At 50.6% G+C, this 15,005-nt stretch carries 9 protein-coding genes; 6 read left to right on the top strand and 3 right to left on the bottom strand.

Annotation, left to right across the window (positions count from 1 at the left end):
* Nucleotides 1–52: 52 nt before the first annotated feature.
* Nucleotides 53–1,747, bottom strand: coding sequence for a clostripain-related cysteine peptidase (locus tag H6G89_RS25580; protein WP_190511852.1), 1,695 nt, complete (start codon nt 1,745–1,747; stop codon nt 53–55).
* Nucleotides 1,748–1,979: 232 nt separating this feature from the next.
* On the opposite strand from H6G89_RS25580, the gene H6G89_RS25575 reads away from it, so the two are divergent.
* A complete protein-coding gene (locus H6G89_RS25575) occupies nt 1,980–2,156 on the top strand; it encodes a hypothetical protein (RefSeq protein WP_190511850.1) in 177 nt (58 codons plus the stop codon).
* 84 nt (nt 2,157–2,240) lie between these two features.
* Here H6G89_RS25575 and H6G89_RS25570 read toward each other — a convergent pair whose 3' ends face one another.
* Together H6G89_RS25570 and H6G89_RS25565 are read right to left on the bottom strand one after the other, a co-directional pair.
* Complete coding sequence (locus tag H6G89_RS25570) at nt 2,241–3,719, bottom strand: pentapeptide repeat-containing protein (protein ID WP_190511848.1); 1,479 nt, start codon at nt 3,717–3,719, stop codon at nt 2,241–2,243.
* Nucleotides 3,720–3,769: 50 nt separating this feature from the next.
* Complete coding sequence (locus H6G89_RS25565; protein WP_190511846.1) at nt 3,770–4,324, bottom strand: Uma2 family endonuclease; 555 nt, start codon at nt 4,322–4,324, stop codon at nt 3,770–3,772.
* A 200-nt stretch (nt 4,325–4,524) separates the two neighbouring features.
* Between H6G89_RS25565 and H6G89_RS25560 the strand changes: the two genes are divergently transcribed.
* From H6G89_RS25560 to H6G89_RS25540, 5 genes are all read left to right on the top strand, one after another.
* Nucleotides 4,525–5,982 carry a hypothetical protein gene (locus H6G89_RS25560; RefSeq protein ID WP_242060121.1) on the top strand — a complete coding sequence of 486 codons (1,458 nt, stop codon included), beginning with the start codon at nt 4,525–4,527 and terminating at the stop codon, nt 5,980–5,982.
* Entirely contained in the window at nt 5,979–7,163 is a 1,185-nt protein-coding gene (locus H6G89_RS25555; protein ID WP_190511845.1) for a DUF1822 family protein, read from the top strand. Before H6G89_RS25560 ends, H6G89_RS25555 begins: the two co-directional genes overlap by 4 nt.
* Before the next feature lie 402 nt (nt 7,164–7,565).
* On the top strand, nt 7,566–10,067 hold the full coding sequence (locus tag H6G89_RS25550; protein ID WP_190511843.1) for a CHASE2 domain-containing protein: 2,502 nt from the start codon (nt 7,566–7,568) through the stop codon (nt 10,065–10,067).
* Nucleotides 10,054–10,722: a DUF928 domain-containing protein gene (locus H6G89_RS25545; RefSeq protein WP_190511841.1), complete on the top strand. Its 669-nt coding sequence runs from the start codon at nt 10,054–10,056 to the stop codon at nt 10,720–10,722. The genes H6G89_RS25550 and H6G89_RS25545 overlap by 14 nt, the downstream gene beginning before the upstream one ends.
* 366 nt (nt 10,723–11,088) lie before the next feature.
* The gene (locus tag H6G89_RS25540; RefSeq protein ID WP_190511839.1) at nt 11,089–14,898 is read left to right on the top strand and encodes a two-partner secretion domain-containing protein; all 3,810 of its coding nucleotides are present in this window, start codon (nt 11,089–11,091) and stop codon (nt 14,896–14,898) included.
* Nucleotides 14,899–15,005: the final 107 nt, after the last annotated feature.

The following is a 15,005-nucleotide window of genomic DNA, read 5'->3' as shown; positions in this document are numbered from 1 at the left end:
TGCAAATCCTATCTCTGTCTCCTGCGCTAGCAAACTTGACTGGGTTCAACCATTACCAGTCTTCCCATGCCAGGAAGTTATCCCAGAGAGTGTCGTTGACAAAATTAGAAGTTACTTCTAAGTGATTGGAACTGGGATATTTACCCCGTGCTGAGAAATAGATCGACAACCCAGTGCTCCGATCTGCGGTCGCTGTAAAGTTGCTGATGATCGTGTTGGTGTAAGCCGTCAGCACATCTTGAGCCGCTGCTCGAATGTCGGTTGAAATCCAGCTATTGTTCACCACGTTTGAGAAGAGATGACCAATATCCACATAGTCAGGAAAACTACCTTCGCCATACTGATTGGAGTAAGTATTGCGGGTTGACCCCAAAGCCTGGAGGTCAGAGTCAGTAGCGGTATACATGACAGCATTAGCAAAATCGCTTAATGCACTGGAGAGGTTGAAAGGATTGCTATCACGCATCGCAGTTAAGTCGATCGCCGAGAGGGTCTCTAGATCTTTTTCATCTACAGGATATTCAATGTTGAGAGGGTAGGTTTGAGCATAACGGTTAACAATGCTGCTGCCAAATTGTGAGGCGGTCATAGCAGGGTTCGCTACCAGATCTTGCAAGGTTGTAGCGTAGTCCCAACTGGTGCCCGGAATATTTTCTTGGGAACCCACAAAGACAGAGGCATTGTCTCTAATTGCGTGAGCGAATTCCACGGTTCCCATCAGGCAGGCATCCATGCCAACTAAGTCGATCGTGTCAGACAAGCCACCCAGCACGCTGTTGAACTCATTGGCACTAAGCGCATCATTGGTGATGTCGTCAAATGCCACTTCAGTCCCGGAACCATGTCCCCAAACGATTAGAGCGTAGTTGTCGGCTTGATAGTTGGACATACTCCAGTCGAGAAAGTTGCGGAGCGTATTCGCATCGCCCATGTTTGCTTCGCCAATGCTGGTGCCCCAATGTCTGCCAGGGGTACTGCCATAGCTGACCAACCCACGCCGAGTATCTGTCCAGTTGCCATAACGAGTGTCGTCGGTGGCTTGTCCTTTTATGAATTTGGGGTGGTCGGCAGCCGTGCGATCGTATTGCAACACAATATTGACGTTGCTGGTGGAACCGATGCTTGCCATCTCGCGGAAATCCTCGATGGTGTAGCTTTCCAGATCGTCGGATGACATGTAAACCATCACTGTCCAGTCTGCTCGATTTCCCGTAGGGGCAGGGTTATCAGCCATCGTAGAGACGTTGCTCAGACGACGAGTTGAGAGGCTGAGATTGTAGTTTGTTCTGCCACTCGTCGAAAACACTCGTACATAATAAGTTCCGGCTTCTAGATCACAGTTGATTCTGTCTGCCGCTGCACCCTTTTGATAGGAACCTGCGATCGCCACCCCCGCTTGATTAAACAGTTGCACATCGGCATTGGCAGTCATGCCTCGAAGCGACAAACGCAAGTTTTGCCGACCTGTCACAGTAAATCTCGCAAAATCACTGCGATCGCCTGCACCACCAACTCCATCAGTGAGAATGCGATTTTTCAATGACCCTAAATTGAGCGCACCGCCACGAGTGTTGCCCAAATCTCGGCTAGAGGAAGCCCGTCTAAAGGGCGATCGGGCTTTGGAAACGCTGTCGCTGTTGTGTTGACTTAAATCAGACTGAAGTGGAGAGGAATAAGACGTGAAAGTAGAGGGTTTGAATGAAGCGGACTTGAGAGCATTAGAATGCTTAGAAGTGGAGGCTAGCATAGTCTGAAGAGAAGCCTATTCAGTGGATTCACCATTACTTACCTCTGCGATTAATAGACCTATGCAGCGAATTGCACGATATTCTCTGGAAGCAATACGAAGCACTGCTAGAGGAACTGGGGGGCGATCGCCGCATCCCTGCATCAACTATTAGTGGCGTTGCTGATCTTGGGGGTGAATGAGTCGCGAGCAAGATGCTCGCACGGGTTGAAACGCTTTGCCTAAAGGGAGTGTGAGCGTCTCGCTCACATCTGCGTCAGGAAAATCACCCTCTATTCAGCAACACCTTATTAGCCTCACATTGCCTGATTTGGCGATCGCAGAGATGATTCCTCAGTTGGTGCAACGCGCCTTTGAAGTTGGAACAAGCCAAATGTTGAGAGAACTACGTCAGCAATTCACACAGTAGTGATAGCAGAATAAACTAAAAGCAAGTCATAGAAAATTCCTATTCTTGTACCCTGGCAAAAATATTGAGTTAGGTAAACTTACATTAGAAATCGTCATCAGGCTCTTCTACAGCTTTGGTATTTGGGTTTAATTCTTTCAATAATTGGGAGTTAAACTTAGTTCGACTATCAGTAATAATTGATTGAGCTTGTTTAGGGGTGAAATGCAAAACATTTGTGAGGTCAACTCTACTAAAATCAGCCCCATCAAGTATCGTGTTTTGTAGTTGAGTTTTGTTGAGAATCGCTCCAGTAAAATCTGCATCACGAAAATTAGAATCACCAAGATCTGCTTCACTTAGGACCGTATTCTTGAAGCTTACTTTATTAATTGTCACTTGCTTTAAGCTACCAGTCCTACTGGACAGCGTTTCAATGGTATAAAATCCCAAACGTGTCTTCAGTACTCTAAACGAGCTATAGAGCTTCTGAAGAAGTAGGATTCTATCTATGCGATTGGATTTTCGCTTGGCAATCGGTGCAACATTGGGCTGCAATTTTGTGAGTTTGCTAAGCGCATAATCTGTACACTCACTTCCCCAATTTATAGCCCTGAGACATGCTCCACTAAGATTAGTTTCTTGAAAGCTAGTATTTTTAAGAATGGTTTTGCTAAAGTCAGATTCGTTAAGTTCTGCTGCTCTTAGCGTCGCGTCTTGAAGATTAGCTCCACGGAATTTGGAATGGGCAAGCTTTGACTTATCAAAGTTAACTCTAGTCAAAACTGCTTTCTCAAAATTAACTCGTGTTCCGGTTACTTCTTCTAAAATCGCACCAGTTAGATCCGCTCCAGTGAAGTTAGTCTTATAATCAAATTTGGCTTCCTTCAAATAGGTTTCCCGTAGATTAGATTGACTGTTAAAGCGAGCACCTTCGAGCCTTGCTTCTGCTAAAAAAGCACCCTCAAGGTTGCTTCCACACAAGTTTGCGTCAGATAAATCAACACCTATTAGATTCGCTCCATGTAAATTAGCATTCTGTAGAACGGCTCCCCAAAGATTGGCATGGTTCAAATCTAACGGTTTGTCTTGTGGATCTCGACTAGCGTCACGCCGTCCAATAACGGTAAGCGCAGCTTGAACGTCTGCATCAATAGGTCTTGTTCTTCCTGCTAAAGCCTCTGTTGTTGATTCATTTAAGGGAGGAGGTCTGCGAACAAATGCAGTGAGAACCTCCATAATTGTCCAGTGATCTTTAGGTGAATCTTTTGCAATTCTCTCTAGTGCATAGATTCCTCCTATGCGAACAGACAGTTGGCTGCTTCCCAACTGCTCAACCGCTTTAGAATAACGGTCAGTAATTTGCTGCTCATGGCTCTGTTTAAGGTTCAAGAAAATTGCAAGACCACCAACAATGGTTGCAATTGTTTGAATAGTTGATATTTTCTCAGTATTTGTTAGTGAAGCCCAAGCTTGGTAGAGATTTTGAATTGCAATGGGAGCAAACCATAACCCAAGAGCAAACAAGATTACAGGAAACCAGAACTTTTTATACCTAACGAGTTGTCTCCACGCTTGATACAAAATGAACTCCTTCTAGATTCTGAATAGGTTAAATCAACCCTCCCTGACCTTTATCCATTTAATAACCGATTTACGGCGATCGCCACATCTGGAAAAGCGAGTGGGCTGATTGTTTCAGAGGTATAGGTCATTTGAGTGGTGTAGCCTTCAGGTTGAGGGTCACGAAACACGATCAGTTCCCTTGTCTTGAGGTTGACAACCCAATATTCGGGAATATCAGCAACGGCATAAATTGTGCTCTTTACTTCTAAATCTTTCTTCAAGCTAGAGTCGGAATATTCAATCACCCAGAAGATATCTTCAGGATAGGGATGGTGAGAGCTATAGCGAATATTTTGGCAGATGCACAGGTCTGGCTCTGGCTCAGAGCGGTTAGTTAGAGTAATCGGTTTTGCCTCACGCACCTTGGCGCGATTACCCAATAACCCACGCAAATACTGTGCAGCTTCATCGCTCAAGTCAGCGTGATCAATCCCTTCTGGCGACATATCTACGATGACTCCGTTTAATAGTTCAACCTGGCGATCGCTCAAAATACCCGCCTCGATCATGCGGTGGTAGTCGTCAACCGTCCATTTTGTGGCGTTGAGGATGGATGGTGTCATGCGATCGCCTCCTGTATCGTTGCACTTAAGAAACGGAGATCACCCAAATTCTAACAAGACTCCCCACTCCCTACTCCCCATTCCCCATTCCCCACTCCCCACTCTCCAGAGTTGCATAGGTGTAAATCACCCGGATGTATGAAGCAGTGACTAAAGAAATTAGTCAAAACTCTGCACGACAGCCAAAGGAGGTGAAACAATTGAAGACAATTTCAGCGATCGCCGACCGGGTTGATAGGAGCGTTATGAGTTCTGCGGTGAAGTATTGGAAATTTGTTCGACTGGATGCGACTGGCAGACGTCAGGTTGAGGAGATTGCGGCAGCAAAGGCGTTTCTGCTACAGCAGTTTGGGGATGATCTACGGCAGTCAGATCTGGCAGATGCCACGATTCAACGGCTACTCTGGCAGGTGTGGCAGAGCGAAACAACGCCTTCTGACGAGCGGCGTTTAGCTGAGATGTGTTTACGGTGTTACATCTCCAATCAGATTGAGCAGGTGTGTTTGCATCTGGAGGGTCAGTTTGGCAATGAGCATGGCTTCACTCGGTATGACTTGTTTCCCCTCGTGTTGAATGATGTGCTGGAGGTGCGGCGTGCGCCCCAGATAGCCACCAGAACCACCTATCGATCGCTGGCGACTGAGATTTTGCAGAGTTTTGACCCCGCTAAAGCTAGCTTGAGCACCTGGGCAACTCGTCTGGTACGTCACGACAAAGAGGTGAATGCGTTTCTGTTAGACCACGGAATTTACCTGATTAGCGATTGGGCGATTCTCAATGACACCACCCCTAAGCAACTGCAACGCATTCTCGCTGAGTTTCATGCCCTGACGATCGCCGAGATTAACCAGGCAAGCCAGTTGTTACAGGCTTATCACCAGATTTATCGGCAAGACCGTTTGCAACAACGGCAATCGGGCGGGAAAGGACAGTGTCCCCCTCCCACGCTGGATCAGTTGCGGCGGATTGCCCAATACCTCGAAGGTGTGACTCAGAAACTGACTCCCGAAGCGACGTTGAGCCGATTGCAGGCACTGGCAACGCTACTGCGGCAATATCGTATCTATGTACGGGGTGGAGCCGCACCCACAGAATCGCTGGATCAGCCAGAACAGCAGGCGTTAGCTGTCGAGCTTCAGTCCCCCGAACGCGATGCAGAGCAAGAAGAAGAAAATGAGTTTCTATCGTTCTACCGCAACCAGTTTCTCAGTTCGCTGGATCAAACGCTGGCACAAGTCACCAGCGATCGCCTGGGGCAGTTGCGGCGCAAAGGGTCTGAGGTGATGCAGCAGTTTCTCTCAGGGATGCACCTGTTTCACTGTCAGGGGCGATCGATGACGGAAATTGCCGCTGAGGTGGGGTTGCAGGCGCAATATCAGGTGACTCGCCTGCTCAAGCTCAAGGAGTTTCGGGCGGATGTGCGGCAGCGATTACTGTTGACCTTGCGCGATCGCATCCTCGACAAAGCCAGGGAATACGCTGACCCCAACCGCTTGAAGAGTTTAGACCAGACCATTGATGCAGCGTTGGATGAACAAATTGCGGCTATCTTACAGCAAGCCGAAGCCGAAGCCAGCGTCGCCAGACATTGCCCCCTGGATAGCCTATTTGCCCGCAGATTGTGCCAATATCTTGACCAAAGGAGCACCGAATCATGACCTTCTCATTTATGGATGCTGACGCCCGCCTGGATGGCGAAGCGATCGCCCTGGATAGCATTTCCCTTTCCCAGGCTCAAATTGACCAGGCCGTAGAACAGAGCCAGACCGTTCCCGCTGATCAGCAATGGCAGACCTACCTGGATGCGCTGGCACTGGTGGGATTTGAGCAGTGGTTGAGCGATCGCGCTCCTGACCTGACCCTGCAAGCGTCGTCGAATACCGTTACCGTTGGTGACTTTAAGCTGTGTCTGTTGACGATGGGCAGTTTGACCGATACGGTGGTGACCCTTCCCGCAGGGGCGATCGACTCCCTCGAAACCGCAGCGCAACTGTACGTGTTGCTGGAAGTGCAGGAAGAACAGGAACAGGTGCTCGTCAAAGCCATCTTGCGATCGGATCAACTGCGGCAACACCAGGAATCCGATGGCTTAACGCTAGACAATGGCACCTATGCGTTGCCTGTAGAGTGGTTCGCCACCGATGCCAACGATTTGCTGCTGTATCTGCGCTGCCTGGAGCCTACTGCACTGCCTGTGGGTGGAGTGCAGGTTGCAGCCCAACCCACCACGACCACCCAATCTCTCGTTGAGGGATCGAGAGAAGCCGTCGAGGCAATGACAAGCACAGCGTCTACCCTGCTGGAAGGAGCAATCAACGCGGGAATTAACGCAGGGTTGTGGTTGCAAAATCAACTGGATGCGATCGCCCAAGAGTTGACCTGGGTGTTGCTGCCACCGCCTGCTGCCTCAGCCATGCGCTATCGCGGTGCTACAACTGACTCTCCGACGGAGCAGTTTGAGCAACTGATTAGTGAATTAGGACGGGTGGGCGTAGAGGTGCCCTCGGATGCACGAGGGGCTTACCGGGAACTACACTGGGGCAGGGTTGCACTACGCCTCTATGCCGTTGCCTGGACACTACCCACGGTGTCTGAAAACCCCGAATGGTCGCTGCTCATCATCCTGGGTAGCCAATCTGCGGACGTTCCCACGGGGGTCAGACTCCAGATTCGCGATCAAGACCAACTGCTCGTGGAACGGGTAACGACTCCTGATGCTCCTCAGAGTTATCTGTATGGACGTGTTATCGGTAATTGGGACGAGCAGTTTTGGGTCACAGTAGACATGGCAAATGGTGCGGTTGTGACCTTCCCTCCCTTTAGCTTTAACCCGCAGTAAGGATGAAGGATGAAAAGAGGAAAATGTAGAGGTTTGTTGTAAGAGGTTAGTGGTTAATGGTCAGTGGTTAATGGTCAAGGGTCAATGGTCAGTGGTCAATGGTTAATGGTCAATGGTCAATGGTCAGTGGTCAATGGTCAATGGTTAATGGTCAATGGTCAATGGTCAGTGGTCAATGGCTAAATTTTAGGAAGGGAGTTGAGGGTATGTAAATTGAAGTAGTCACTCTTTCCATCTGCCTTACAGCGATTTCATCTGAACAAACTCAACATTTCCTTCTGTTTTTGTTCTCATTGTTCACTCATCTTCTTTCATCCTTTAGCCTTTAGCCTTTAGCCTTTACCCTTTCTTTTTTCCTTCTTCTTTTTTCTTTTTTCCTTCTTCTCTCTTCTCTCTTCCCCCATGTCCTCCCATGCCCCTACATTTCGACTCAAAGTGCAGCAGGTAGAGCAAACCTGTCTGTTTGAGTTGTCGTGGGGACGGGGACAACAACTTACGGCTAGCCTGCCCTATCCCCCCGGATTAACCGTGTTGTTTCAGGAATGGCAGCGAGTCTATCTCACCTTCTATAAAACTGCCTCTCTGACGCTCACCCCCATTCTCCGCCCCGATTCGCCCCTGCGTGGACGGGCAGCTGAGAGTGGTAGTCTCACGTCTGTTGTCGATTGGCACGCCCGTGTGGTAGAAGCTGAGGCGAAGTTGTTGTATGAGTTTCATCGCTGGTTGCGGAGTGGTGAACTGTATGAGATTCGTGCTCGAATTGCTCAGACAAGCCGTACTACGGCAGAACAACATCAGGCAGTGAATCTGTTTTTGACCTGCACTCCACTCGATTTGGCGCGGCTACCCTGGGAAGCCTGGGAGATTGGCACTGAGTTTGCGGCTACTGGCATGATTCGCATCGTTCGCACTCCTGCCAACATTCGCGCCGAGACGGTTACCCCACGACGACGAAACCGCTCAAAGGCAAGAATTTTAGCCATCATGGGGGATGATTCGGGCTTAAACTTTCAGACTGATCGCGATGCGGTGCGATCGCTCTCTCGCTTAGCCGATGTGCGGTTTGTCGGTTGGCAAGCGGGGCAGTCCAGTGTGGAACTCAAAACCCAAATTGGACAGGCGATCGCTGACCCAGAGGGGTGGGATATCTTGTTCTTTGCGGGGCACAGCAACGAGACTCAGATCACAGGTGGAGAGTTGGCGATCGCCCCTAATGTCTCGATGACGATTTGCGAAATTGCCCCTTACCTCACCCGTGCCAAAGAGCAAGGCTTGCAGTTTGCCATTTTCAACTCGTGTAGTGGGTTAAACATTGCAGAATCCCTGATTGACCTGGGATTGAGCCAGGTGGCGGTGATGCGTGAGCCAATCCACAATCGGGTGGCGCAGGAGTTTTTGGTGCGGTTTCTGCAAAATTTGGCGGAGTACAAAGACGTTCAGGAATCGCTGTTAGCCGCGTGTCAGGTGCTCAAACTTGAGAAAAATTTGACCTATCCCTCGGCATACTTGATTCCCTCGCTATTCTGTCATCCTGACGCAACCCTGTTTCAGATTCAGCCTGTAGGTTGGCGGCAGCGAATACAGCCCTTCTTGCCCAACCGTCTAGAGGCGATCGCCCTGGTCGGGGTGAGTGTGTTAAGTCTGCTCAATCCCGTTCAAGATTGGTTGCTCAATCAACGGGTCTACGCTCAGTCCATGTATCGTGCGGCTACGGGACAGGTTCCCCCGGTCGCTCCGCCCCCCGTGTTGTTAGTGCAGATTGACGATAAATCCATTCGCCTATCGGGAATTAGCAATCCGAATCCCATCGATCGTACCTATCTCGCTGCACTGGTGGATCGGTTAGCCGCGCTGGATGCCCAGGTCGTCGGAGTGGACTATGTGCTCGATCGCCAGCAGCCCGGCAATGACCAGGTTTTGGCGGAATCGGTGCGATCGGCAGTGAATCAACAAATGTGGTTTGTGTTTGGCGCAACCCGCGACTCCAATGGGCAACCCGTGAGCGTCGGTGAAGGCACTGGAATCGCAGACCTGACCTGGAGTATGCAGGGCTTTATTCACGGCATTCCGACCTATGTGCGGTTGCCCAGAACTCACTCAGAGTGTGACAGTCTCTGCCCCTTTGCCTACCTGTTGTCGCTCACCACAACCGTGAATCAGGTTTCCCCCGATCCACCGCAACCTGCCCTTGCCAGCACGACAGACCTGCAACGGCAATTGTTGGAATCGGTCGATCGCTTATCTGTTACTGATCCCCAGGTGGCTCACCTGCGACAACTCCATCTCAGTCCGATTCGGCGGTGGTCGGGGCAGTTCAAGCAACTCTGGCTGCATCCCATTATTGACTTCTCAATTCCCCCTGATCGCGCCTATGATCGCATTCCTGCATGGCAATTGTTGGGGCAGGAGGGCGCAACGCCTCCTCTGCCTCATCTGTCGCGACAGGTGGTGATTATTGCAGCGGGGGGTTACGACGAATCGGGAATTAAGTCAGATCAGGCGGATTATTTTCCTTTGCCTGCGGCGATGGGCTTCTGGCGCGATCGCCTGCACTCGTCATCCACCGGGGACTTTCCCACGAGCTTCACGGGGGCAGAGGCACACGCCTACATGATTCACCATCTGCTGTCAAACCGATTGGTAGTGCCCGTTCCCGATTTGTGGATGGTGTTGCTGGCTGCGATCGCAGGTAAAGGAGCCGTTCTCGGATTGCGCTCATCCTCACAGCAAAAACGCTTTCGCTCTGCTCAGTGGGTCGTGATTACGTTGCCCATTTGGTATGGTTTCATTGGTTTGCAATTGTATCTTTCCGTGGCTGTCCTGTTGCCCTGGTTATTGCCCTCATCCTTGTTTTGGGTATACGTTCTGCTGTCTCTAAGGAAAAATCACTATGCGTCGCCTTAATTTATTCTCGTTGCCATTGTTAGTGCTGGCGATCGCCAGTTTTCACCCCTCCGCTGTCGCTCAAGACGCGGCTCAAGAAGCTCCTCGTGCTACAGAATCCCCGTCAATTGAAGATGTGATCACCATTCTGGAACGGGAGGAACCGCCGCTTGGATCACGCGGTGATCTGTGTGCCATTAGTCCCGGTTTACTGGGTGAAACCGATGTCATTTGGAGCGATCGCCCCACCTTTGCCTGGCGCGGCGAAACCGGGCAAATTACCCTGCGATTACGCAACAGCGAAACGCCTCTGTGGCAACAAACTTTTGCGAGCGACACGCAAAGCATCACCTACGCAGGCGCACCCCTGACTCCGGGACAGGTTTACGAATGGGAGCTAGAAGCTTTATCGGGTATGGGACCGCAATATACCTTTGAGGTCATGGCTGGAGCCGATCGCGATCGCATTGCTCGTGATCTACAAGCGTTGGAAAATCGGCTCAAAGCAGCAGGAGAATCCACTGAAGCGATCGCTCTGGCGCGGGCTCGTTACTTTGCGGAACAACGCCTCTGGTCAGATGCGTTTCAGGCTCTGCAATCGATTAGCAATCCGACTCCTGACATCACTGAGGGCATGACCCAGATGACGAATTATCTGTGCGGTACGGAAGAGTGAGGATGGAGGAAAGGATAAATGATGAAGGATAAAGGATGAAGGATGAAGGATAAAAGGGAAAAGAGAAGAGGAAAGGATAAATGATGAAGGATGAAGGATAAAAGGAAGAGGGAAGAGGGAAGAGTGAAGAGTGAGTAGGTTTGACGTTACTGATGGTAAGCCTGCTTACTCCAACTTTCGGTACTGCTTGAGAAGCATATCTGTATTTAGCAACGCCCAATTTCCCTCACTCAGGATTGGATTGAATAAAATGCAATTTTTGTGGAGGGGTTTGGCAATGCTAAACCTGTACAGCTTAGAGTCAAACGTTGTAGGGGCGATCGCGATTAACAGCAATTCGGGTTAAGCACTTGGCGAATCAATTCTATGAAGTTAAACCCTGCCTCACTCTGGTTTTTAAGTTGTATTGTGCTACAGAGTTGGTTGACACCAAAAATTGCCCTGGCACAAGTCATTCCCGACGGAACGACACCCACAAATACAGGCATCTGTGGAACGGTCTGCACCATTACGGGGGGCACGACACGAGGATCAAATCTGTTTCATAGTTTTCAAGACCTCAATGTCAACGAAGGGCAACAAGTTCGCTTTGCCAATCCGGTTGGGATTGCCAACATACTCAGTCGGGTGACGGGAAACAACGTATCCAATATCCGGGGAACGCTGGGGGTGGATGGGACGGCTAATCTGTTTCTGCTCAACCCCAACGGCATTGTTTTTGGACCCAATGCCCGACTGGATGTGCGAGGTTCGTTTCTGGCGAGCACCGCAGACCGTTTCATCTTTACAGATGGTAGTGAATTTAGTGCGGTGAACCCACAAGCCCCACCGCTATTAGCAATTAATGTGCCCGTTGGGTTGCAATATGGCACTCAACCCGGAGCAATTCGCAGTCAGGCAACGCTTGCAGTTGATCCAGGGCAACGCTTGACCCTGGCAGGTGGCACTATTCAAATAGATGGGGGTCGCCTGGTTGCCCCTGGAGGACGCATTGAGTTGGGGGCGATCGGAGGAGCGGGAACCGTTGCTCTGGGAAATGGGTTTGATTTAAGTCTGCCTCCGTCACTAGCACGAGCCGATATGGCATTGACGAATGCGGCTGAGGTCAGTGTGCGAGGAGAGACAGCCGGGGATATCGCGATCGCAACTGCAAATCTCGATCTGTTGGGTGGCAGCAGAATTCGGGCAGGGATTGCTGAAACCAGTGTCGGTAGTCAGGCAGGTGACATTTACCTGGAGGCAACAGGGGCTGTCCGAATTGGGGAAGGCAGCGGTATTTCCAATGCTGTCCTTGAGTTTGCGACTGGAAATGGAGGCGATATCGTCATCTCCGCTGATTCACTTACCCTCAGCAACGGCTCATTTGTCAGTGCCTCTGTTTTAGACTTTGCTCAGGGCAACGTGGGTGACATCGTCATTAATACCAACTCCCTCACGGTTACGGGTGACTCTCTGATTGCTGCCAGTGTCTTTGGATCTCAAGGAAACGGAGGAAATATTGCGATCGCCACAGGGTCATTGTTCATTGCAGACCGCTCGTTTGTCAGTGCAGATGCCTTTCCCAATGCGACTGAAGCATCCCCCGATCCTAAGAATGCGGGAACTGTGACCATTCAGGCGACAGATGCAGTGAGGCTACTCAACCTGAGTGAAATTTCTGCCCTCTCTAACTTGGGTCGGGGTGGAGATATTTCGATCACAACCAGACGGTTGTTTGCTAGCTCTAGCAATCTCGACAGTTATGGCTCAGGTGCAGATGCAGGAGACATCACGATTCGCGCAGCAGACTCGATTACCTTGGTTGATCCGCGTAATTTGCCCCTGCGTGGATCAAGAATTGGAGCCTTTACCAGTGGCTCGTCTGGGCAGGCAGGTCGAATTGTGCTTGAAACAGGTGATTTAACCGCGCAGGACTATAACATTCTCTCAACTTCAGGGTTAGCTGGAGGGATAGGGGCGCGATCGGGTTCAATTGTGGTTAGAGCGACGGGAGATGTTGATCTTAATAACAGTGATCTGTCTGTCATATCTCTCAGGGACGGCAGAGGAGGCAACATTGCCATTGAATCTAACCGCCTCACGGTGCAAAATCTGTCGCTTGTTGGGGCAAGTGCTCTTGACACAGGCAGCTCAGGCAATATTGATATCACTACGGGTCAGTTGAGGGTGTTGTCTGGCGGACAAATCGTTACTCAAACTGCGTCTGTCAATCGAGGTGGAGATTTAACCATTCGAGCCAGCGATTTAGTGGAGGTGACAGGCAACAGAGTTGAAGTGGCTCCTGAATTGGTTGACCAACCGACCAGTTTTTTCAGTCGAATTGGCACTGACAGCATTGGTGCAGGGGATGCAGGGAATTTGAGCATTGAGACTCGACGACTGTTGATTCGCAATGGGGCACAGGTGGGAGCCTCTACCTTTCGTGCAGGTCGAGGTGGAACGATTACAGTGAACGCTTCTGAGCAAATAGACATTGCAGGCGTGATTGAAGCCATTGGAATTTCATCGAGTGGTTATCTTCCCAGTAATCTCAGCACCTTTGCCAGCGGCAGTGGTGATGCTGGAGATATATTTGTCAACACAGGACGTTTGAGAGTGCGAGATGGAGGATTAGTCCTTGCGCGGACGTTTGGTACGGGGCAGGGTGGGCAGATGATCATTAATGCCACTAATGGAGTAGAGATTATTGGGTTTTCTCCGCAAACACGTTTACCCAGTAGTTTGTTAGTAGATACCAGTGGTAGCGGAGAGGCAGGGGTTCTGACGATGAATACAGACCGGCTTAGCCTTCGAGCAGGTGGCAGAATTTCGGCTCAAACCCTTGCTTCAGGTCAAGGTGGAACGATTAATCTCACTATCTCTGATCTGACAGAAGTTACAGGTACGTCTGAAGACAGTTCATTTCGGAGTGCGATTGAGGTGGGTACTGACCGTGGAACCGGGGCAGGAGGAAGCTTAGCGATCGCCACTGGCCGCCTCAGGGTTCGCAATGGCGGACTAATCACCGTTGGCACCTTTGGTACGGGCAACGCAGGTGAGCTAGACATCACAGCGGATGTTGTAGACGTGGCGGGCACATCCGCTAATGGTCAATTTCCCAGCAGTATCGCGGCTGAGGTTGGTAGAGATGCCAGTGGCAATGGTGGAGATGTGGCGATCGCCACAGGTCGTCTCACCGTTCGCGATGGTGGTATCGTTGCAGTGAGTACCTTTGGGGCAGGTGATGCCGGAGCGTTAGCCATCCGCGCCAACGAAACGGTTGACGTTGTAGGAAGTTCTATCAATGGTCGGTCTTCGATCAGTGCGGGAACAGGTAGCAATGCCAGGGGTCGGGGTGGAGACGTATTCATTAGAACTCGACAACTCACTGTTCAAGATGACGCACAGGTGACAGTTAGCAGTCCTAATGGACAGGCCGGAAATTTGACCATTGCAGCTAACACGGTTCGCTTAAATCGGGGTAGACTCACGGCTGAAACTGGACGTAGTGGAAATGGAGCCGCCGCCAATATTGCAATGCAAGAAGTTGGGTTATTGGTGATGAGCGATCGCAGCCTGATCTCCGCTGAAGCTAATGGAACTGCAAACGGTGGCAACATCACCCTTGCCGCTCCTGAAGGGTTCATCGTTGCTACGCCTGGAGATGCGCCAGGAAGCGACATCATCGCCAACGCCGATCGCGGCAATGGCGGCAATATCAACATCACAACTCAGCGACTTTTTGGTATTGAGTTTCGCGATCGCCTCACGCTCGATAATGACATCACTGCCAGTTCTCGTGTTGGTGTCGCTGGAACTGTTGCGATCAACACCCCTGACATTGATCCGAGTCGAGGTTTAACCGAACTCCCAACCAATCTCGCGGATGCCTCAACTCAAATTAGCCGGGGATGCAGTGCAAGTGCGATCGCAAACAACAATGCAGATAGCTTTCTAATTACGGGACGGGGTGGATTGCCCAGCAATCCCAATGACACCCTGGATAGTGAAGACGTGTTAGTCGAGTGGGTCAGCGAGAGCAGCACAGCGGAAGGTGGAGAGAACCATTCCACCCATACCCCCTACACCCCGATTGTCGAAGCGCAAGGATGGGCGATCGCCTCCAATGGAGACGTGATGCTAACCACGCAAGCATCAGAGATCTCACATCGCGCTTGGCAAAACTCGATATGCTGAGTTTTGAGTGCTGAGAGTATGCACGATTAACCCCCAAGGGGAAACTGCTTCGCATCACCCAAACACACGCTCCAGATCTGCAACTTTTTCGGAAAAAGTTGCAGATC

The organism is Oscillatoria sp. FACHB-1407, assembly GCF_014697545.1.
Lineage (GTDB): Bacteria > Cyanobacteriota > Cyanobacteriia > Elainellales > Elainellaceae > FACHB-1407.
The sequence above is the reverse complement of the archived record's forward strand: the minus strand, read 5'-3'. Positions and strand labels throughout refer to the sequence as shown.

What these genes read in the sequence shown, in the direction of transcription:
- H6G89_RS25580 (WP_190511852.1), bottom strand. Translation starts at nt 1,747, where the DNA reads ATGCTAGCCTCCACTTCTAAGCATTCTAATGCTCTCAAGTCCGCTTCA.
- H6G89_RS25565 (WP_190511846.1), bottom strand. Translation starts at nt 4,324, where the DNA reads ATGACACCATCCATCCTCAACGCCACAAAATGGACGGTTGACGACTAC.
- H6G89_RS25555 (WP_190511845.1), top strand. Translation starts at nt 5,979, where the DNA reads ATGACCTTCTCATTTATGGATGCTGACGCCCGCCTGGATGGCGAAGCG.
- H6G89_RS25550 (WP_190511843.1), top strand. Translation starts at nt 7,566, where the DNA reads ATGTCCTCCCATGCCCCTACATTTCGACTCAAAGTGCAGCAGGTAGAG.
- H6G89_RS25545 (WP_190511841.1), top strand. Translation starts at nt 10,054, where the DNA reads ATGCGTCGCCTTAATTTATTCTCGTTGCCATTGTTAGTGCTGGCGATC.
- H6G89_RS25540 (WP_190511839.1), top strand. Translation starts at nt 11,089, where the DNA reads ATGAAGTTAAACCCTGCCTCACTCTGGTTTTTAAGTTGTATTGTGCTA.